Source organism: Pseudomonas sp. Root569 (genome assembly GCF_001427465.1).
Classification (GTDB): Bacteria; Pseudomonadota; Gammaproteobacteria; order Pseudomonadales; family Pseudomonadaceae; genus Aquipseudomonas; species Aquipseudomonas synxantha.
In genome coordinates this window covers 345843-366311 of record NZ_LMGQ01000024.1, presented here as the reverse complement: position 1 = coordinate 366311, position 20469 = coordinate 345843, and the positions used below count along the sequence as shown (strand labels likewise).

19 protein-coding genes and 2 pseudogenes are annotated in these 20469 nt (G+C 60.6%); 9 read left to right on the top strand and 12 right to left on the bottom strand.

The genetic code is table 11. The annotated features are described in order from the left end of the window. Positions 1-282 precede the first annotated feature (282 nt). The 6 genes and pseudogenes from ASD70_RS19130 (at position 283) to ASD70_RS19105 (ending at position 8350) form a co-directional block, all read left to right on the top strand. The gene (locus ASD70_RS19130) at positions 283-1962 is read left to right on the top strand and encodes a glucan biosynthesis protein G (RefSeq protein WP_233518742.1); all 1680 of its coding nucleotides are present in this window, start codon (positions 283-285) and stop codon (positions 1960-1962) included. Beyond that, positions 1955-4527, top strand: a pseudogene (gene mdoH, locus ASD70_RS19125) (glucans biosynthesis glucosyltransferase MdoH); the annotation flags it as partial. The gene ASD70_RS19130 and the pseudogene mdoH, both read left to right, overlap by 8 nt. A 185-nt stretch (positions 4528-4712) precedes the next feature. Then, positions 4713-5513, top strand: a complete 801-nt coding sequence (locus ASD70_RS19120; RefSeq protein WP_046070529.1) for a transporter substrate-binding domain-containing protein — start codon at positions 4713-4715, stop codon at positions 5511-5513. 218 nt (positions 5514-5731) lie between these two features. Next, positions 5732-6529, top strand: coding sequence for a transporter substrate-binding domain-containing protein (locus ASD70_RS19115; protein WP_046070530.1), 798 nt, complete (start codon positions 5732-5734; stop codon positions 6527-6529). A gap of 134 nt (positions 6530-6663) precedes the next feature. Then, on the top strand, positions 6664-7623 hold the full coding sequence (locus ASD70_RS19110; protein WP_056847166.1) for an amino acid ABC transporter permease: 960 nt from the start codon (positions 6664-6666) through the stop codon (positions 7621-7623). Further along, positions 7616-8350, top strand: coding sequence for an amino acid ABC transporter ATP-binding protein (locus ASD70_RS19105; RefSeq protein ID WP_032878328.1), 735 nt, complete (start codon positions 7616-7618; stop codon positions 8348-8350). The genes ASD70_RS19110 and ASD70_RS19105 overlap by 8 nt, the downstream gene beginning before the upstream one ends. Positions 8351-8354: 4 nt before the next feature. On the opposite strand, the gene ASD70_RS19100 is transcribed toward ASD70_RS19105, so the two are convergent. From ASD70_RS19100 to ubiE, 12 genes and pseudogenes are all read right to left on the bottom strand, one after another. Beyond that, positions 8355-10262 carry a methyl-accepting chemotaxis protein gene (locus ASD70_RS19100; protein ID WP_056847165.1) on the bottom strand — a complete coding sequence of 636 codons (1908 nt, stop codon included), beginning with the start codon at positions 10260-10262 and terminating at the stop codon, positions 8355-8357. 175 nt (positions 10263-10437) lie between these two features. After that, positions 10438-11151 carry a methyl-accepting chemotaxis protein gene (locus tag ASD70_RS30025; protein ID WP_371851103.1) on the bottom strand — a complete coding sequence of 238 codons (714 nt, stop codon included), beginning with the start codon at positions 11149-11151 and terminating at the stop codon, positions 10438-10440. 144 nt (positions 11152-11295) lie between these two features. Further along, positions 11296-12354, bottom strand: a pseudogene (locus ASD70_RS30020) (methyl-accepting chemotaxis protein); the annotation flags it as partial. A 228-nt stretch (positions 12355-12582) separates the two neighbouring features. Further along, positions 12583-13290 (bottom strand): 16S rRNA (uracil(1498)-N(3))-methyltransferase, encoded by a 708-nt coding sequence (locus tag ASD70_RS19090; protein ID WP_046070534.1) that lies wholly within the window; start codon positions 13288-13290, stop codon positions 12583-12585. Further along, positions 13287-14078: a twin-arginine translocase subunit TatC gene (gene tatC, locus ASD70_RS19085; protein ID WP_046070535.1), complete on the bottom strand. Its 792-nt coding sequence runs from the start codon at positions 14076-14078 to the stop codon at positions 13287-13289. Before tatC ends, ASD70_RS19090 begins: the two co-directional genes overlap by 4 nt. Continuing rightward, the gene (gene tatB / locus ASD70_RS19080) at positions 14075-14470 is read right to left on the bottom strand and encodes a Sec-independent protein translocase protein TatB (protein WP_046070536.1); all 396 of its coding nucleotides are present in this window, start codon (positions 14468-14470) and stop codon (positions 14075-14077) included. Before tatB ends, tatC begins: the two co-directional genes overlap by 4 nt. A gap of 10 nt (positions 14471-14480) precedes the next feature. Next, a complete protein-coding gene (locus tag ASD70_RS19075) occupies positions 14481-14759 on the bottom strand; it encodes a twin-arginine translocase TatA/TatE family subunit (protein WP_046070537.1) in 279 nt (92 codons plus the stop codon). Between the two features lie 26 nt (positions 14760-14785). After that, positions 14786-15118, bottom strand: a complete 333-nt coding sequence (locus ASD70_RS19070; RefSeq protein WP_003209299.1) for a phosphoribosyl-ATP diphosphatase — start codon at positions 15116-15118, stop codon at positions 14786-14788. A gap of 2 nt (positions 15119-15120) precedes the next feature. Then, positions 15121-15513, bottom strand: coding sequence for a phosphoribosyl-AMP cyclohydrolase (gene hisI, locus ASD70_RS19065; protein WP_046070538.1), 393 nt, complete (start codon positions 15511-15513; stop codon positions 15121-15123). A 41-nt stretch (positions 15514-15554) separates the two neighbouring features. Next, positions 15555-17159 carry a ubiquinone biosynthesis regulatory protein kinase UbiB gene (gene ubiB / locus ASD70_RS19060; protein WP_046070539.1) on the bottom strand — a complete coding sequence of 535 codons (1605 nt, stop codon included), beginning with the start codon at positions 17157-17159 and terminating at the stop codon, positions 15555-15557. Beyond that, positions 17156-17779 (bottom strand): ubiquinone biosynthesis accessory factor UbiJ, encoded by a 624-nt coding sequence (locus ASD70_RS19055; RefSeq protein WP_056847163.1) that lies wholly within the window; start codon positions 17777-17779, stop codon positions 17156-17158. The genes ubiB and ASD70_RS19055 overlap by 4 nt, the downstream gene beginning before the upstream one ends. After that, complete coding sequence (gene ubiE / locus ASD70_RS19050) at positions 17779-18549, bottom strand: bifunctional demethylmenaquinone methyltransferase/2-methoxy-6-polyprenyl-1,4-benzoquinol methylase UbiE (protein ID WP_003171186.1); 771 nt, start codon at positions 18547-18549, stop codon at positions 17779-17781. The genes ASD70_RS19055 and ubiE overlap by 1 nt, the downstream gene beginning before the upstream one ends. Before the next feature lie 145 nt (positions 18550-18694). On the opposite strand from ubiE, the gene ASD70_RS19045 reads away from it, so the two are divergent. The 3 genes from ASD70_RS19045 to ASD70_RS19035 all read left to right on the top strand — a co-directional run bounded on the left by ASD70_RS19045 (position 18695) and on the right by ASD70_RS19035 (position 20433). Then, complete coding sequence (locus ASD70_RS19045) at positions 18695-18970, top strand: polyhydroxyalkanoic acid system family protein (protein ID WP_046070541.1); 276 nt, start codon at positions 18695-18697, stop codon at positions 18968-18970. Between the two features lie 104 nt (positions 18971-19074). Beyond that, a complete protein-coding gene (locus ASD70_RS19040; RefSeq protein ID WP_056847162.1) occupies positions 19075-19497 on the top strand; it encodes a phasin family protein in 423 nt (140 codons plus the stop codon). A gap of 12 nt (positions 19498-19509) precedes the next feature. After that, positions 19510-20433 (top strand): phasin family protein, encoded by a 924-nt coding sequence (locus ASD70_RS19035; RefSeq protein WP_056847161.1) that lies wholly within the window; start codon positions 19510-19512, stop codon positions 20431-20433. The last annotated feature ends 36 nt before the right edge of the window (positions 20434-20469 follow it).

Here is a 20469-nt window from a genome sequence, read left to right as displayed (position 1 = left end):
CGCTACAAATACTTCACTGTCCCTGATGCGTTGTCTCGCGGGCTACTAGATAATCGCGCGCTACGGGGATCAGCGTTGTTTGGTCCATTTTTGACTTAGGTAGAGACTTGTCCGATAGCCTTTGGGGAATCATTTGGCCCTAGGGGAGTCGGAACATTGCTCGCCAACCTGGCATATAGATAGCTGGCCGTTGGTTTTTTGATCTGTTTTCGGCGAGGGTTGCTCGTGATTGTTAGTCCCTGTAATGCACCAAAATTGTCTGCCAAACGGTTACGAAACGCACTGGTGACGGGCTCTGCCCTGTTTTGCCTGTTCGGCGCGGGTCAACTGTGGGCATTCAGTCTGGATGATGTGTCGGCCAAGGCAAAAGAGCTGGCCGGGCAGAAATACGAAGCTCCGCGCAGCAATCTGCCGAACGAATTCCGCGAAATGAAATTCGCTGACTACCAGAAGATTCGTTTCCGCAATGAAAAAGCCGAGTGGGCCGATCAGAACACCCCGTTCAAGCTGTCCTTCTATCACCAGGGCATGCATTTCGACACGCCGGTGAAAATCAACGAAGTCACTGCCGACAGCGTGCATGAAATCAAGTACGACCCGACGCGTTTCGATTTCGGCGACGTGAAATTCGATCCCAAGGCCACTGAACAGCTGGGTTATGCCGGTTTCCGTGTGCTTTTCCCGATCAACAAGGCCGACAAGCAAGACGAAATCATGACCATGCTCGGCGCCAGCTATTTCCGCGTCGTGGGCAAGGACCAGGTATATGGCCTGTCTGCCCGTGGGATGGCCATTGATACCGCACTGCCGTCCGGCGAAGAGTTCCCGCGTTTTACCGAGTTCTGGATCGAACGTCCAAAACCGGGTGACAAGCACCTGGTGATCTTCGCCTTGCTGGATTCGCCGCGCGCCACTGGCGCCTATCGCCTGATCCTGCGTCCTGGCACCGACACCGTGGTCGATGTGAAATCGCAGATGTACCTGCGCGACAAGGTCAGCAAGCTGGGCGTGGCCCCATTGACCTCGATGTTCCTGTTCGGCGCTAACCAGCCGTCCAAGGTCCTCAACTACCGTCGCGAGCTGCACGACTCCAGCGGCCTGTCGATCCATGCCGGCAATGGCGAGTGGATCTGGCGCCCGTTGAACAACCCTAAACACCTGTCGGTCAGCAACTTCAGCGTCGAGAACCCGCGTGGGTTCGGCCTGCTGCAACGTGGCCGCAACTTCAGCCACTACGAAGACCTGGACGACAACTACGACAAGCGCCCAAGCGCCTGGATCGAGCCTGAAGGCGATTGGGGTAAGGGCTCCGTCGACCTGGTAGAGATCCCGACTGCCGATGAAACCAACGACAACATCGTGGCTTTCTGGAGCCCGGCCGAACTGCCGGAAGTCGGCAAGCCACTGGACATCGCCTACCGCCTGCACTGGACCCTGGATGACGCGGCATTCCACTCGCCGGAGAGCGCCTGGGTCAAGCAGACCCTGCGTTCCACCGGTGACGTGAAACAATCCAACCTGATCCGTCAGCCCGATGGCAGCGTGGCCTACCTGGTGGACTTCGAGGGCCCGTCCCTGAAGAAACTGCTGCCGGACGCCCCGGTGCGCAGCCAGGTGAGCGTGGGCGATAACGCCGAGCTGGTCGAAAACAGTGTGCGCTACAACGAGCACACCAAAGGCTGGCGCCTGACCCTGCGCATGAAGATCAAGGACGCCGGCAAGCCAACCGAAATGCGTGCGGCACTGGTGCAGGATATCGTGCAGCCAGAGCCTGAGCCGGTTTCCACCCATGTATTGAAAGCCGACAAAGTCTTGGCCAAGCAGCACGAGAAGCAGGCCAAGAAAGACGCGAAAGACAAGCAAGCCCAGCAGCCAGAAGCTGCCCCAGCCACTCCGGAGCCGATCAAGACCGAGCAAGTCCTGACCGAAACCTGGAGCTATCAGTTGCCTGCCGATGAGTAATTCCCAAGTAACGCCTGAGACTCTGTCCGAGTACCTGGCGCATCTGCCCATGACGGCCGAGCAGCGCGCCGAGCTGGCGGGCTGCCGCTCGTTCAGCGAGTTGCATGAGCGTCTGTCGTCAAAAACCTTCGACGCACCGACCGACGCCGCCCAGGCCTCTGTCGGCCGTCGCTTGACCCTCAGCACTGCCGAAGAGCTGCAAGACGCCGAAATGCTGGCGCTCGACGCCAGCGGTCGCGTATGCCTCAAGGCCACGCCGCCGATCCGCCGGACCAAAGTGGTGCCCGAGCCTTGGCGCACCAATATCCTGGTGCGTGGCTGGCGGCGGATCACCGGTCGCACCAATCCGCCCAAGCCACCGAAAGACGAGCGGGTGTTGCCGGCTGCGCGCTGGCGTACCGTGGGTTCGATCCGGCGCTATATCCTGCTGGTGCTGATGCTCGGCCAGACCATCGTGGCTGGCTGGTACATGAAAGGCATCATGCCGTACCAGGGCTGGTCGCTGGTCGACTTCGACGAAATCCGCAACCAGACCCTGCTGCAAACGGCAACCCAGGTACTGCCTTACGCCCTGCAAACCAGCATCCTTATCATGTTCGGGATTCTGTTCTGCTGGGTGTCGGCTGGTTTCTGGACCGCGCTGATGGGCTTCCTCGAGCTGCTGACCGGTCACGATAAATACCGCATCTCCGGTAAAAGTGCCGGCGACGAGCCGATTCCGAAGGATGCGCGCACCGCGCTGGTGATGCCGATCTGCAACGAAGACGTGCCGCGTGTATTCGCGGGTTTGCGTGCGACGTTCGAGTCGGTGGCCGCCACCGGCGACCTGGATCGCTTCGATTTCTTCGTGCTCAGTGACAGTAACGAGGCCGACATCTGCATCGCCGAGCAGCAAGCCTGGCTCGATGTGTGCCGCGAGGCCGGTGGCTTCGGCAAGATCTTCTATCGCCGCCGTCGTCGCCGCGTAAAGCGCAAGAGCGGTAACCTCGACGACTTCTGCCGTCGCTGGGGCGGTGACTACAAGTACATGGTGGTGCTCGACGCCGACAGCGTGATGAGCGGCGAGTGCCTGACCAGCCTGGTGCGCCTGATGGAAGCCACGCCGGATGCGGGGATCATCCAGACCGCGCCACGGGCGTCGGGCATGGACACCCTTTATGCGCGCATGCAGCAGTTCGCCACCCGCGTGTACGGCCCGCTGTTTACCGCCGGCCTGCACTTCTGGCAGCTGGGTGAATCCCACTACTGGGGTCACAACGCGATCATCCGCATGAAGCCATTCATCGAGCACTGCGCCCTGGCGCCGTTGCCCGGTAAAGGCGCGTTTGCCGGTGCGATCCTCTCCCACGACTTCGTTGAAGCTGCGCTGATGCGTCGTGCCGGCTGGGGCGTGTGGATTGCCTACGACCTGCCGGGCAGCTACGAAGAGCTGCCGCCGAACCTGCTGGACGAACTCAAGCGTGACCGTCGCTGGTGCCACGGTAACCTGATGAACTTCCGCCTGTTCCTGGTTAAAGGCATGCACCCGGTGCACCGTGCGGTGTTCCTGACCGGCGTGATGTCCTACCTGTCGGCGCCGTTGTGGTTCTTCTTCCTGGTGTTGTCCACCGCGTTGCTGGCGGTGAATACCCTGATGGAACCGCAGTACTTCATGGCTCCACGCCAGTTGTACCCGCTGTGGCCACAATGGCATCCGGACAAGGCGGTAGCGCTGTTCTCCACCACCATCGTGCTGCTGTTCTTGCCTAAACTGCTGAGCATCATCCTGATCTGGGCCAAGGGCGCGAAAGAGTTCGGCGGCAAGTTCAAGGTGACCTTGTCGATGCTGCTGGAAATGCTGTTCTCCATGCTGCTGGCGCCGGTGCGGATGATTTTCCACACGCGTTTCGTGCTTGCCGCGTTCCTCGGATGGGCCGCCACCTGGAACTCGCCGCAGCGTGACGACGACTCCACGCCATGGAGCGAAGCGGTCAAGCGCCACGGGCCGCAAACCCTGCTGGGCTTCCTGTGGGCCCTGCTGGTGGTGTGGTTGAACCCAAGCTTCCTGTGGTGGCTGATCCCGATTGTCGGCTCGCTGATGCTGTCGATCCCGGTGTCGGTGATTTCCAGCCGGGTCAAGCTGGGTCTCAAGTCCCGCGACGAGAGCCTGTTCCTGATCCCTGAGGAATACAATCCGCCGCAAGCGTTGCTGTCGACCGAGCAATACACCCATGAAAACCGCTGGCACGCCCTCAATGACGGGTTTGTACGTTCGGTGGTCGACCCGCAGCAGAACGCCCTGGCCTGCGCCTTGGCGACCTCCCGTCACCGTGAGGCAGAGCCGATCGAGTACCTGCGCATGGAACGTGTTCGCCACGCGTTGAAAGTCGGCCCGGCCGGCCTCAACAACAGTGAGCGCCTGGCCTTGCTCAGCGACCCCGTGGCCCTGGCCCGCCTGCATGAGCAGGTCTGGAGCGAAGGTCACGCCGAGTGGCTTGGTGCCTGGCGTGCATCGATCAAGGCTGATCCGCATGCGCCGTTGCTGCCGCTGCAACCGCAGTCGGCCCAGGCTCAACCGGCCTGATTCAGACGCCCCCGAGGGCTCGCCTCGGGGGTGCTCCAGACGCTGGTCCTACAGCGTTTACAGTTCCTTCTTTGCATCGCTAACTCCTTGTTATTTCGAAACAAAAGACCTTTGTTCGAAGCGTATTGCCGTGCCTGTAGCTGGGTTAGCATCGCCCCCCAAAATTTGACTCGCCACGGGGGCATCCATGATCAAGAAGTACTGTGCTGCATTGCTGATTAGCTGTTTCCTATTGGTACACACTGGGCTGCTGAAGGCGGGTGCGCTGGACGATGCTGTTCGCCGTGGTGTGCTGAAAGTCGGCACGACTCCCAATTACGTACCCTTTGAAATGCTTGATAAGCAGGGGCGCATCATCGGCTTTGAAATCGACTTGCTTCATGCCATGAGCCGTGCGATGGGCGTAAAGCTTGAGCTGGTGGCGGTGCCCTATAAGGAGCTGCTGCCGGGGTTGATGGCGAAAAAGTTTGATCTGATTGGCAGCGGCATGACTGTCACCCAGGAGCGCAATATGAAACTCAATTTCAGCGACTCGTTCATCGTGGTGGGCCAGTCCGTGCTTTTGCATCCTCGCCTGGCGAGTGCGGTTTCCAGCATCGAAGACTTGAACCAAGCCGGTTATCAAGTCGTCTCCATTGAAGGCACCACAGGAGAGGCCGCGGCACGGCGCTTTCTCGGGGCGGCGCGTCTCACGACTGTGACGACCCCGGAAGAGGGGGTGCGGCAGGTCGTAGACGGTGAGGTTGACGCGTTTGTGCATGACGCGCCCTACAACCTGATCGCGATGAACCGGCCGCAGAACAGCGCATTGCTGGCACTGGAGCAACCCTTCACCTTCGAGCCCCTGGCCTTCGGCTTGAAGAAAGGTGATTACGACAGCCTCAACTGGATCAATCACTTCCTCAACCAGATCGCCCAGGACGGCACCTACGATCGCCTGCATGACAAGTGGTTCACGGACACTGCCTGGGTGTCTGAGCTTGAGTGATCGTCATAACTACTTACACATCAATCAATTGCCCAGCCGCTGCGCCGATGTGTCTACCTCTGCATTGAACTGCAACGCTGTCGGGGTTTTCCGACATACGCCGATATGATTTACCCGTGAAACCTTTGTGACGGACAACGAGTGGGTTAGGATCGCACCCCGAAATGGCGCAGCCCTTTGCGCGCCGACCTTATAAGAATCGTTCAGGGGACTTGTTGATGAAAAAGTATCTTTCGATGCTGCTGCTCGGTGTCACTGCGCTGGTCGCTGCCACGGCGGCACAGGCCGGTGCCATCGACGATGCGGTCAAGCGCGGCACGCTGAAAGTCGGCATGGACCCAACCTACATGCCGTTTGAAATGACCGACAAGCGCGGTGAGATCATCGGTTTCGAAGTCGACATCCTCAAGGCCATGGCCAAGTCCATGGGGGTCAAGCTGGAGCTGGTTTCTACTGGCTATGACGGCATCATCCCGGCCTTCCTGACCGGCAAGTTCGACATGATCGGCAGCGGCATGACCCTGACCCAGGAGCGCAACCTGCGCCTGAACTTCAGCGAACCCTTCATCGTGGTCGGCCAGACGCTGCTGATCCGCAAGGACCTGGAAGGCACGATCAAGTCCTACAAAGACCTGAACGACGAGAAATACCGCCTGACCTCCAAGCTCGGCACCACCGGTGAAATGGTGGCCAAGAAGCTGATCTCCAAGGCCAAGTACCACGGCTATGACAACGAGCAAGAGGGTGTGCTGGACGTGGTCAACGGCAAGGCCGATGCCTTTGTATATGACGCGCCGTACAACGTGGTTGCCGAGAAGAAAGTCGGCAACGGCAAGCTGGTGTTCCTGGAAGAGCCCTTCACCTTCGAGCCCCTGGCGTTCGGCTTGAAGAAGGGTGACTACGACAGCATCAACTTCATCAACAACTTCCTGCACCAGATCAAGAACGACGGCACTTACGATCGCATCCATGACAAGTGGTTCAAGAGCTCCGAGTGGCTCAAGGACATGGAATAAAAGCTTGACGGTGTAGGAGCGAGCTTGCTCGCGAAAATCGTCAATGGTAACGCGGCAATCCTGACACCCAACGGGTTCTCGGATTTTTCGCGAGCAAGCTCGCTCCTACAAAAGCACTGCATCCGGAAAATGAAATGAAACAGAAAAAAGCCCAATGGCCCTGGCACCTGCTCACCGTGGTTGTGCTGGTCGGCCTGGCTGGCGCCTTGTACTACGCCACCTCGCTGATGTCCTACGAGTGGCGCTGGAACCGCGTTCCGCAATACTTTGCCTATCAAGCCGAGACCTCCCAACGCGCTGCGGATATGTCCACCGTGGTCGAGTTGGTGCGCAAAGGCGACATGGCCGAAGTCACCCTGCGCAATGACGCGGGGGGCGAGCAAAAGCTCACGGTTGCCGACGACAGCCTGCAAGTGGCCCGCGGCGACGATGTAGCTGAGGGCGAGGTGGTCGGCGTGACTCGCCAGTGGGCGCTCGGGCCGTTGATGTGGGGCTTGTGGACCACGTTGTGGCTGTCGGTGGTGTCCGGCGTCCTAGGCTTGGCCATTGGCTTGGCGACCGGGTTGTGCCGGCTCTCCAAAAACCCGACCTTGCGCGACCTGTCGACGATCTACGTCGAACTGGTGCGCGGTACGCCGTTGCTGGTGCAGATCTTCATTTTCTATTTCTTTATCGGCACGGTACTCAACCTATCCCGGGAGTTTGCCGGGATCGCCGCGCTGTCGTTGTTCACCGGCGCCTACGTGGCGGAAATCGTCCGCGCCGGGGTGCAGTCCATCACCCGTGGCCAGGACGAAGCGGCGCGTTCCCTGGGCTTGAGCGCCAGCCAGTCGATGCGCCATGTGGTGTTGCCGCAAGCCTTCAAGCGCGTGCTGCCGCCCCTGGCCGGGCAATTTATCAGCCTGGTAAAAGACACGTCGCTGGTGTCGGTGATCGCGATTACCGAGTTGCTCAAGAGTGGCCGCGAGGTGATCACCACCTCGTTCTCGCCGTTTGAGATCCTGTTCTGTGTGGCAGGCCTGTACCTGCTGATCAACCTGCCGCTGTCGAAAATGGCCAGCCGGCTTGAGCGGAGGCTCGCCCAAAGTGATTGAAGTGCGCGATCTGGTAAAAGTCTTCGATACCCGTGGGCACGTGGTGCGCGCGGTGGATCATGTCACCACCCAGGTCGCCAAGGGCGAAGTGCTGGTGGTGATCGGCCCGTCGGGCTCCGGCAAGTCCACCTTCCTGCGCTGCCTCAACGGTCTGGAAGAATTCGACTCGGGCTCGGTGAGCATCGACGGCCTGCAACTGGCCGACCCTAAGACCGATGTGAATGCCTACCGGCGTGAAGTTGGCATGGTGTTCCAGCATTTCAACCTGTTCCCGCACATGACCGTGCTGGAAAACCTGTGCCTGGCGCAAAAGGTTGTGCGCAAGCGCGGCAAGCAAGAGCGCGAGGCCAAGGCCCTGGCCCTGCTGGAAAAGGTCGGTATCGCACAGAAGGCCCATGAGTTTCCGTCACGCCTGTCTGGCGGCCAGCAGCAGCGGGTCGCGATTGCCCGGGCCCTGGCCATGGAGCCCAAGGTGATGCTGTTTGACGAGCCCACCTCGGCCCTCGACCCGGAAATGGTCGGTGAAGTGCTGGACGTGATGAAGACCCTGGCCCTTGAAGGCATGACCATGGTCTGCGTCACCCACGAGATGGGCTTTGCCCGGGAAGTGGCGGACCGGGTGCTGTTTTTCGACCACGGCAAACTGCTGGAAGATGCCGCGCCCGCCGCCTTCTTCGCCGCTCCCCAGGACCCACGGGCACAAGCCTTCCTGCGCCAGGTGCTGTAGCCGCTCAGACCTTGAAGCGGCCTACCGAACGCGCCAGCTCGGAGCCCAGGCGTGCCAGTTCAACACTGGCTGCCGCCGTCTGCTCACTGGCCGTCGAGGTTTGCTCCGACGCTTCCTTGACCTTCAGTACGCTGCGATTGATCTCCTCGGCCACTGCGCTTTGCTCCTCGGCCGCCGCGGCAATCTGCGGGTTCATTTCCTGGATCACCGAGACCGTGCGGGTGATGTTGGCCAGCGCCTGACCTGCGCGACGCGTCAGTTCCACACTGTTGTCGGTCAGGCTGAGGCTGTTGTCCATGATGTCGGCAGTGTGTTGTGTGCCCCGCTGCAGCCCCTCGATCAACCCTTCGATTTCCTCGGCTGATTGTTGGGTACGCTGGGCCAGGGTGCGCACCTCGTCGGCGACCACGGCGAAACCGCGACCTGCCTCACCCGCGCGTGCCGCTTCGATAGCGGCGTTGAGGGCCAACAGGTTGGTCTGCTCGGACACCGACTTGATCACCTCCAGCACGCTGCCGATCTTCTGGCTTTCCTGTTGCAGGCCTTGCATTGCCTCGCTTGAGCGGTTCATTTGCTCGGCCAGGTGCTCGATATGGGTAATCGCCTCGGCCACCACCTGGTCACCCACGCCCGCTTGTTGATCAGCCTCGGTGGCGGCAATCGAGGCTTGCTCGGCATGGCGTGCGACCTCTTGGGAGGTGGCGAGCATTTCATTCATGGCGGTGGCGACCTGTTCGGTTTCCAGTTTCTGGCCATTGACCCCGGCGCGGGTTTGCTCGGTGACGGCGGACAATTGCTCGGCGGCGCTGGCGATCTGGCGGGCGCTGTCGGTGATGCCACCGATCAGCGTGCGCAGGTTCAGGGTCATTTGGCCGATGCTGCGCTGCAATTGGCCCAGTTCATCGCGCCGTGACGTGGTGATGTCGTGGCTCAGGTCACCCTCGGCTATACGGTTGGCGGTTTGCAGCGCCTGGCGCAGCGGCCTGACGATCTGACCGGCGATCAGCCAGGCGGCGAGGGCGCCGAGCAGCAGCGCTGCGCCGGTTACATAGAGCATCAGCAGGCGCGCCAGGTCGGCTTCCTTGTCGCGTTGCTGGGTTTGCTCCTCGCTCAACCGGTCGCTTTGCGACAGCAGTTGGTCCAGCCACTGCTCCAGTTGGTTCTGGACGGTTTCAACGGTGACCTGCGCCTCCTTGAGGCGATCGAGTTGGGCGCGATAATCGAGCAAGGCACTGTTCAGCGCGGTGCTGTCTACCGGCAGCGCCGTCACGGCAGACTGGGCGCCGTCGAGGGTTTTGAGCGCAGCATCCACCGCTTGCGTGTAGAGCTGCAGTGTGTCGGCGGCCCAGGCCGGGGACTTGGCGCGGTCTTCGGCGGCCTCCATGGCCTGGCGCAGGTTTTCTACGCTGTCCAGGGCTTTCTCGTCATTCTGGTCGGGCAAGTCGCTGGACAGTTGTCCAAGGGTGTCACTGGCGTTCACGGAGCTGTTGGTGAGCCGTTTCTGCGCTTGCTCGCGTTGCTCCATCAGATTGGGCAGACCGGCCAGTGCCGTCTTGAAGCGTGCGCTGAGGCGGCTGGAATCCTGGACTTGCTGCAGGTGCATGGGGATCTTCAGGCGGTCGGCCAACTCGACCAGATAACCGTCGATTTTCTCCATGTGCCGGCCGAGTTTGTCAAAGCTTGCCGGGTCATTCACGACGCGGTACACAATCCGCTCGGCGCGCAATTCTTCGCCGGTCACGGCGAGGCGCGAAAGGGTGGTCAAGGTTTGAGCGCGAAACAGCGAGGCGTTCAGGGCCTGCCATCCCGTCAGGGCGACAGCCATGCACAGCGCCAGTACCAGGCCGAAGCCAAGGATGAGTTTGAGGGTGACGCTGGTGTTGCCTAATACGCGGGTCAGTGGTCGAAACATGATGCACCTCCATCAGAAAAGAGAGCGCTTCGCACCCCGGCTGACGCAGGTCAGGAGGAGTGAGAACGCTAAATCTTTTCGGCATAGGGCGCGTAAGAATTGACCTGAAAGACGTGTAGGAAATTTCATAAGTTGCAGGCGGCCCAGGACGGGCCGCCACCAGGGTGGGATCAGGTCAGACCCGGAAGCGGCCGACCAAGGCTTGCAGATGAGTGCCCAGGCGCGCCAGTTCGGTACTCGAGGCGGCGGTCTCTTCGCTGGCTGCCGCCGTTTGCTCGGAGATATCGCGCACATTCAGCACGCTGCGGTTGATCTCTTCGGCTACCGCACTTTGTTGCTCGGCGGCGGTGGCGATCTGTGAGTTCATCGCCTGGATGGTCGAGACGGTGCGGGTGATATTGCCCAACGCATTCCCGGCTCGGCGCGTCAGCTCAACGCTGCTTTCGGTCAGCCCACGGCTGTTGTCCATGATGGCCGCCACCTGCTGTGTGCCGCTTTGCAGGCCGACGATCAACTCTTCGATCTCCTCAGTGGACTTCTGCGTGCGCTGGGCCAGGCTGCGCACCTCATCGGCCACCACGGCAAAACCGCGCCCGGCCTCACCGGCACGCGCCGCTTCAATGGCTGCGTTGAGGGCCAGCAGGTTGGTTTGCTGGGCCACGGACTTGATCACGTCGAGCACGCTGCCGATCTTGTCGCTTTCGCGCTTCAGGTCGCCCATGGCGACCGTGGAGTTGCCGACCTCGGTCGCCAGGCGTTCGATCTGGGCGATGGCTTCACCGACCACCTGGTCGCCTTCACGGGCCTGCTGGTCGGCGGCCACGGCGGCTTCGGACGCCTCCTCGGCATTGCGCGCCACTTCCTGCACAGTGGCGGCCATTTCGTTCATGGCGGTAGCCACCTGGTCGGTCTCGACTTTCTGGCTATTGACCCCGGCGCTGGTCTGCTCGGTCACCGCGGACAACTGTTCGGCCGCGCTGGCGATCTGGGTGACACCCTCGCTGATACCGCCGATCAACTCGCGCAGGCCCACGGTCATGCTCTGCATGGCGCGTTGCAACTGGCCCAGTTCGTCCTGACGGGCGGAATCCAGATTGTGGCTCAGATCGCCGGAGGCCACGCGCTCGGCGACTTTGAGGGTCTGGTTCAGGGGAATGACGATCTGGCGAGTAATGGCCCAGGCAGCGAGCACGCCGAAGATCAGCGCCAGTACGGTGGCGAGCAATAGCCAATATTTGGCCTGGGCGGCATCGTGATCTCGCACGGCGGTTTGCGATGTGGTGAGTTTGTCACTGTGGCCCAGCAGGATGTCGCCTTGGGTGGTCATGATTTTCAACGCCGCCGCACTGGCCACCTGGGCGTCGCGATACTGGCTGACTGCAGCGCGGTAGGCTTGCAGTGAAACACCTGCTTCTTGCAGGTTGGCCTGGTACTGCGCCGGCACCTGGCCTTCGAGTTCAGTGACTTTCTTCAGGGCGTTGTCGATGGCGTCCAGGGCCGGCTGCTCGGCTTCGACCTTGCCGCTGTAGGTGTAGCCGCGTACCTGGAAGCGCGCTTGCTGGATCAGCTTGCTCAGGTCGACGACGCTATTGAATTGGATGACGCTGTCGCCTTGCAGCAGGGCTTTTTCAACTTCGTTGATCTTGGCCACGGCGTTGTCGGCGGTATCGCCGAGCTTGCTGCGCGCGCCCTCACGCTTGAGGCCCGCCTGGACCATGGCGGTGAAAGCTTTTTTATACTGGTTCAAGGCTTCCAGCTGTTGTTCGACCAAGGCTTTATCGTCGGGTTGCTCAATCAGCTCGGCGGCGGTTTTCAAACCGCTGTCCAATTGGGCGAGCAGGCCGTCGACCGCGTCGGTGCCTTGTTCGCCGCGGCGCATTTCGAAGTCCAGGCGCGCCAGGCGCAGGTCTTTGGTCAGGCCGTTGAGGCTGGAGATGAAGCCCAGCTTGTCGCCGCGACTGATCACGTCACCCAGGCCGGTCCAGCCGGTAAAGGTGATCAACAGCGTCAGGATCAACACCAGGCCAAAGCCGACGCTCAGCTTGCGGTTGACGCTGACATTCCCCAGTTTCTCGGCTAACCAACGATACATGCTGCGAACTCCCCTGGAACAAGGCTTGGACTTATCCAGAGGCTATCGGCATGGGCGCAGGTTTCTGTAGCTATGCACATCTGATGGGGAAGGATGCTTCCCCACTTTCTGTAGGAGCGAGCTTGCTCGCGAGAAACCCATGGGCGCCGCGTTTATCCAGAAGACACGCGTTATCGTTGACGTTTTTCGCGAGCAAGCTCGCTCCTACAGTGGATCGCGAGCATTTTATTAGAACAGTCGGGCAAGCAGGGCGGTGACGGCGGTTTCAACGCGCAGGATACGCGCACCCAGTTGCACCGGCTGCAAACCGGCCTTGGTCAGCAGCTCGACTTCATAGGGAATCCAACCACCTTCCGGGCCAATCGCCAGCGTCACCGGCTCATCCAGCCCCCGGGGGCACGCAGGGTAATCACCGGGATGGCCGATCAGGCCCAGGGTGCCTTCAACCATGGCCGGCAGGCGATCTTCGACAAACGGCTTGAAGCGTTTTTCGATAATGATCTCGGGCAGTACCGTGTCCCGCGCCTGTTCCAGGCCGAGGATGAGTTGCTCGCGCACCGCCTCAGGCTCCAGGAAGGGGGTCTGCCAGAAGCTTTTTTCCACGCGGTAGCTGTTGACCAGCACCACCTTCGGCACGCCCATGGCCGCCACCGTTTGCAGCACCCGGCGCAGCATTTTCGGGCGGGGCAGGGCCAGCAGCAGGGTCAGGGGCAGTTTGGGCGGCGGCGATTGATCGAAGCTGACTTGCAGCTCGGCTTCACCGACGTCCAGGCGCAGCAGTTGGGCATTGCCCATCAGCCCACCAATGCGGCCCACACGCAGGTAGTCACCCACAACAGCGCGGTGGACTTCCTGCATATGCACCAGACGCCGATCACGCAGCACCACCCGGTCCGCCGCGATAAAGTCGGCATCGAGAAGCAGCAGCAGGTTCACGACTGGGTCGCTGGCGGCTGGTCGTCGTCGGCAGCCTGGTCATCCGGGTGTTCGCCACGCTTGCTGATCAAGCCGCTGAACAGGATGCCCACTTCAAACAGCATCCACATCGGTACGGCCAACAAGGTCTGGGAGAAGATGTCCGGCGGCGTGAGGATCATGCCGACCACGAAGCAGCCGATGATTACGTACGGGCGGATCTTCTTCAGGTACTTGACGTCGACTACGCCGATCCATACCAGCAACACCACGGCCACGGGGATTTCGAAAGCGACGCCGAAGGCGAAGAACAGTGTCATCACGAAGTCGAGGTAGCTGGTGATGTCGGTCATCATCTCCACGCCGGCCGGGGTGGCAGCGGCGAAGAACTTGAAGATCAGCGGGAACACCAGGAAGTACGCGAAGGCCATGCCGGTGTAGAACAGCAGGATGCTCGACACCAGCAATGGCACGGCGATGCGCTTCTCATGCTTGTACAGGCCCGGGGCGATAAAGCCCCAGATCTGATGCAGGATCACCGGGATCGCCAGGAACAGCGAGACCATCATGGTCAACTTCAACGGCGTCAGGAACGGCGACGACACATCGGTGGCGATCATTGTCGCGCCGACGGGCAAGTACTGGCGCAACGGCGTGGAAACGAAGGTGTAGATCTGCTGGGTAAAGGCGAACAGCCCGGCAAAAATGATGAAGATTGCCGCTACGCAACGCAGCAGGCGGGTACGCAGCTCGGAGAGGTGCGAGACCAGTGGCATGTGCTGGTCGTTTTCCGGTTTATCAGCGCTCATGGGGCTCGCGGCGGCAATGTAGGGTCATGGGGCGCGGGCGACGCAACGGGCGTCGGCGCGGGCTCTGTCGGAGCGGGCTCGGCAGCGGGGGCGGGCGCGATACTGTGGTCGGCCACCGGTGGTGTAGCCGGCTTGGCCGGTTCTTGCACCGGGGAGAGAATCTTGCGTGCCTCCTGCTCCAACGACAGGATATGTTCGTTGTGCAATTGCCGGCGGATCTCGTCGGCACCGATTTCCCGTTCAACCTCCTGTTTGATCGCGTTGAAACTGCGTTTCAGACGCCCGATCCACAGGCCGGCGGTGCGTGCGGCGCCGGGCAGGCGTTCCGGCCCCAGTACCAGCAGGGCCACCAGGCCGACGAGCAGCAGTTCAGAGAAGCTGATACCAAACATTAGTCAGTGCTCACGAGTCTTTGCGGGTCGTCTCTTGGACTTTTTCAGCCTGCACGTCGAAGGTGCGACGTTCGGTGATCGGCTGGGTGGCCTGCGGGTGTACAGGCTGGGCCGGGGGCACCGGGTTTACCGTTGGCTCGGCTGGTTTTTCGTCGTCGTTCATGGCTTTACGAAAGCCCTTGATCGACTCACCGACGTCGGTGCCGAGGTTTTTCAGTTTCTTGGTGCCGAACACCAGAACAACCACCACCAGAATGACGATCCAGTGTTTCCAGTCAAAAATGCCCATGCTGCAAATCCTCAAGTCTTAGTTATTCAGGCGGACGGGCGCGAGGCCTTCTCGGCGTGCCCGGACAGGCCGAAGCGACGGTCCAGTTCATCCAGCACGGCCTGTGGATGCTGCCCCAGTTGGGCGAGCATGACCAGGCTATGGAACCACAAGTCGGCGGTCTCATAGATTACATCGCTGCAATCACCGCTGATTTGCGCGTCCTTGGCCGCAATGATGGTCTCGACGGATTCCTCGCCGAGTTTTTCCAGAATCTTGTTCAGACCCTTGTGGTACAGGCTGGCGACATAGGAGCTGTCGGCATCCGCGCCTTTGCGGTCTTCCAACACCTGGGCCACACGGTTCAGGGTATCGCTCATGTTCAATGTCCTGCGGGATAAATGGCGTGCGGGTCTTTGAGCACCGGTTCCACGACTTTCCATTCGCCGTTCTCGAACACGCGATAAAAGCAGCTGTGGCGCCCGGTATGGCAAGCGATACCACCGATCTGGTCGACCATCAGGATCACCACGTCGGCGTCGCAGTCCAGGCGCATCTCATGCAGGATCTGCACGTGCCCGGACTCTTCGCCCTTGCGCCACAGTTTGCCACGCGAACGTGACCAATAGATGGCGCGCTGCTCAGTGGCAGTGAGGCTCAGGGCCTCGCGGTTCATCCAGGCCATCATCAGCACGCGCCCGGTCTTGTAGTCCTGGGCAATGGCCGGCACCAGGCCGTCACTGTCCCACTTGATCTCGTCCAGCCAGTCTTTCATCTTCGGCTCCGGCAATTTGCGACAGTGTATAACCGGATTGGCTATCGACGCACGATCAGATAAACGCCCACGGCTACCATGATACCGGCCGGCCAGTGGCCCAGTTGGTTCAATGGACCGCCAATTGCCAGCATCGCGCCGCCCACAAGGTGCGCGGCGCCCAGCAGGCGCAGGAACCAGTCGTCTTTGCGTTTGCGCCACGGCGGCTCGGGGTCTTTGGCATGGGGCTGGGACATACGCTCGAGCAGGTCGCGGGTCATGTTGGCCAGGTGCGGTAGCTGTTCGAACTGGCTGTGCAGGTTGCCCAGCATGGTCTTCGGGCTCATCCGCTCGCGCATCCAGCGTTCAAGGAACGGCTGTGCGGTGTTCCACAGGTCGAGGTCCGGGTACAGCTGGCGGCCCAGCCCCTCGATGTTCAGCAAGGTCTTCTGCAACAGCACCAGTTGCGGCTGCACTTCCATATTGAAGCGCCGCGCGGTTTGGAACAGGCGCATCAGCACCTGGCCAAAGGAAATATCCTTTAACGGTTTTTCAAAGATCGGCTCGCATACCGTGCGGATCGCCGCTTCGAATTCATTGAGCTTGGTTTCCGCCGGCACCCAGCCCGAATCAATGTGCAACTGCGCCACGCGCCGGTAATCGCGCTTGAAGAAGGCAAACAGGTTGCGCGCCAGGTAATCCTGGTCTTCCGGGGTCAGGCTGCCGACGATGCCGCAGTCGATCGCGATGTACTGCGGGCTCCACGGGTTGACGGTGCTGACGAAGATGTTGCCCGGGTGCATGTCGGCGTGAAAGAAGCTGTCGCGGAATACCTGGGTGAAGAAGATCTCCACACCGCGCTCGGCGAGCATCTTCATGTCGGTGCGCTGGTCGGCCAGGGTAGCGAGGTCGGTAACCTGCACGCCGTAGATGCGCTCCATCACCAGCACTTTCGGCCGGCACCAGTCCCAATACACTTGCGGCACGTACAGCAGTTGCGAGCCTTCAAAGTTACGCCGCAGTTGACTGGCGTTGGCCGCTTCGCGCAAAAGGTCGAGTTCGTCGTAGATGGTTTTTTCGTAGTCGGCGACCACATCCACCGGGTGCAGCAGGCGTGCGTCGGCGGAGAAGCGTTCGGCGGCGCGGGCGAGGATGAACAGCCACGCCAGGTCCTGGCCGATGATCGGCTTGAGGCCTGGGCGAATCACCTTCACCACCACTTCTTCGCCGGTTTTGAGCTGCGCGGCGTGCACTTGTGCGACCGAAGCCGAGGCCAGGGGCTCGACGTCGAAGCGGCTGAACACTTCGCTGATCTTCTTGCCCAGCTGTGCTTCGATCAGCGCCATGGACTGCTGCGAATCGAACGGCGGCACGCGGTCTTGCAGCAGCATCAGCTCGTCGGCGATATCTTCGGGCAGCAGGTCGCGGCGGGTCGAGAGGATCTGCCCGAACTTGATAAAGATCGGCCCCAGGTCCTGCAGCGCCAGGCGCAGGCGTGCACCACGGCTCAGCTCCAGCTGCTTGCGCGGCAACCAGCGCCACGGCAGCACGTAACGCACCGCCAGCAAGAACCACGGCAGGGGCAGGGCAAACAGCAGGTCATCGAGGCGGTAGCGGATAACGACGCGCTGGATACGAAACAAACGGCGGACGGCGAGCAGCTTCATGCGTTATCGCTTGGATCAAGGGAGCGGCTCAGGCGTTCGAAGCGGGCCTCGAGGCGTTCCAGGTCGATTTTGGCCTTGTCGAGCTCACGAAAGCGCGCTTGCGCTTCCCGTTGCCCGACCAGGGTGCGCGATTCTTCGCTCAGGTATTCGGCGAGGTTCTGGTTGAGGCTGGCGAACCCTTGCTGGTACCAGCGCGTGCGGCTGCGCAGGTGCCCGCTGATCAGTTGGGTGGCCACGGGGCCGATCCAGCGCGACAGTTCGTGTTCCCAGTCCAGCTCCAGGTCTTGCAGCACAACGGCCAGGTCCATCAGCACCGCACTGTCGCCTTCCAGCTCCACCTCGGGGCTGTGGAGGATGGCGGTCTTGTTGCGGCTCAAAGCCAGGTGCAACAGGCTGGAGGCCGGTGCACGCAAGGTGCAGTCAGCTTCGGCGGCCCATTGGGTGGCGAGAAGCAGGCCTTCATCGCTGGGCAGGATAAATAGCTGCATGGCGGGGCTGCGGCAGTCGACGGCAATGACTTTGCCGTTCAAGTGCGCGAGCCGCGCCAGGGCGGTGCTGTCCAGGCGCAGCACACGGTTAAGGCCGTGTTCAACGCTGGCGAGAAGGCCTTGAAGCAACATCAGGGCTTGATGCCGCGGTGCAGGGCGACGATGCCCGAGGTCATGTTGTGGTAGGTCACGCGGTCGAAACCGGCTTCCACCATCATCGACTTCAGGGTCTCCTGGTCTGGGTGCATGCGGATTGACTCGGCCAAGTAGCGGTAGCTCTCGGCGTCGTTGGTGATCAACTTGCCCATCAGCGGCATGAAGGCGAACGAGTAGGTGTCGTAGACCTTGGACATCAGCGCGTTGGTCGGCTTGGAGAATTCCAGCACCAACAGGCGACCGCCCGGCTTGAGGACGCGCAGCATCGAGCGGATCGCGTCTTCTTTATGGGTGACGTTGCGCAGGCCGAAGGCGATGGTCACGCAGTCGAAATGATTGTCGGGGAACGGCAGCTTTTCAGCGTCGGCCTGGACGAATTCGATATTGCCGGCCACACCTTTGTCCAGCAGGCGATCGCGGCCGACCTTGAGCATCGAACCGTTGATATCGGCCAACACCACCTGGCCGGTGGGGCCAACCAGCTTGGAGAACTTGGCCGCCAGATCACCCGTACCCCCGGCGATGTCCAGCACGCGGTTGCCGGTGCGTACGCCCGACAGCTCGATGGTGAAGCGCTTCCACAGGCGGTGCATGCCGCCGGAGAGCACGTCGTTCATCAGGTCGTACTTGGCCGCCACGGAGTGAAACACCTCAGCGACTTTTTCCGCTTTCTGGCTTTCCGGGACGTTCTTGAAGCCGAAGTGAGTGGTGGGTTCGGCATCGCTGCCTTTGCGCTGATCAGTCATATCGCTGTCACCAAAAGAGAATGCGGGACATGATAATCCCCAAGGCCTGCTTTGTCTTGGCAAGGCTGCAGGTAAGATAGGCGCTCACCGAGACCTTTTGCCGCATGGCGGGTGTTCTGAGTCGTTATAAAGAGGAGTCATTGCAATGGCCCGTATTACCGTTGAACGTGAACATTCCCTGGGAAAAGAACAGGCGCGGGCAAAGGCCGAGCAATTGGCGCGCAAACTCGAGGATAAATATGGCGTGGAGTCCTCATGGTCTGGCGATACCCTCAAGCTCACGCGCTCCGGGGTCAAAGGCACGGTGGCAGTGGCCGATGATTCATTGCGTATCGATGTGGAACTGGGCCTGTTGATGTCGGCCATGAGCGGTACGATCAAGTCCGAAATCGAGAAAGCCCTGGATAAAGCCCTGGCCTGAGCCTGAGGTTCTTAGGGTGCCGATTCTAATTTTAAACCCTACTTTGTGCCCAAGCCCTCAACTCCTGCGGGCGGTCCTCCCCCCTATTTTGTGTGAGGTGCACCATGGCCAAAGTTATTTTGCAGAAAAAAATCGACGTTCAGGCCACTACCCTGAGTGAGGTTAAAAGCTATGCCCGTAAGATTTGGCTGGCAGGTCTTGGTGCCTATGCCAAGGTTGGCAGCGAGGGCGGCGAGTACTTCAAGGAGCTGGTTAAGAGTGGTCAACGTATTGAAAGTAAAGGTAAAAAAGTTGTAGTTGAACAACTTGATGCTGCCAACAGTCAGATTGACCAAGTAAGGAGTAATGTCTCCAGCGTCAAAGGCCGGGTTGAAGTTCAACTGGATAAAGTTGAAAAAGCTTTTGATACTCGTGTCGGCAGTGCCTTGAATCGGATCGGCATTGCGTCTAAACATGACGTGGAGACACTCTCTGCTAAGCTCGAAGAGCTGACGGCATTGCTCGAACGTGTCGCGCGTAAACACTAAGGAGACATCGGGATGGCTGTTAAAAAGACTACTCAGAAAGAAGGCAGCTCGTGGGTCGGGAAAGTTGAAGAATATTCCCGCAAAATCTGGCTCGCTGGTTTAGGCGTGTACTCGAAGATCGACAGTGACGGCAGCAAACTCTTCGAGACCTTGGTTAAAGACGGCGAGAAGGCCGAGAAGTTGACCAAGAGCACAGTGGGTAAAAAAGTGGACGCTGCCAAGGCCAGTGCGGGTTCCGCCAAGTCGAGCATTTCGGATACGTGGGGCAAGTTGGAAGAGACTTTCGACAAGCGCCTCAACAGTGCTATTTCGCGACTGGGCGTGCCGAGCAAGGCTGAGTTGAAAACGCTGCACAGCAAGGTCGATACCCTGACCAAGCAAATCGAAAAACTGACGGGCGCCAAAGTGGCTCCAGCGAAGACGGCGGCGGCCAAGCCTGCTGCAAAACCTGCGGTTAAAACAGCTGCTGCAAAGCCCGCTGTTAAAACGGTTGCCAAGCCTCTGGCTAAAGCTGCAGCCAAACCTGCGGCCAAGGCTCCAGCCAAAGCCGCCGCCAAGCCAGCCGCTAAAACAGCTGCCGCCAAACCGGCCACCAAGCCTGCCGCCAAGCCAGTGGCCGCTAAAGCCGCCGCCAAACCTGCGGCTAAACCGGCTGCCAAGGCCGCTGCAAAGCCTGCCGCGAAACCTGCGACTGCTAAATCTGCTGCCAAGCCATCCGCTGCGAAACCAGCAGCCAAACCAGCAGCAGCCAAGCCGGCCGCTAAACCCGCGGCCGCCGCCAGCAAGAAGCCAGCGGCAGCAAAAAAACCAGCAGCACCAAAACCTGCCGCTGCGGCATCAACCGCTTCGACAGCCAACTCGGTGTCCGCACCGACCCCTGCTGTTGCGACCCCGACTGCTACCTCGGCAACCCCGCCGACATCCAGTCAGTCCTGATCTTTCAGGACAAAAAAATGCCCGACCTGCAGAGGT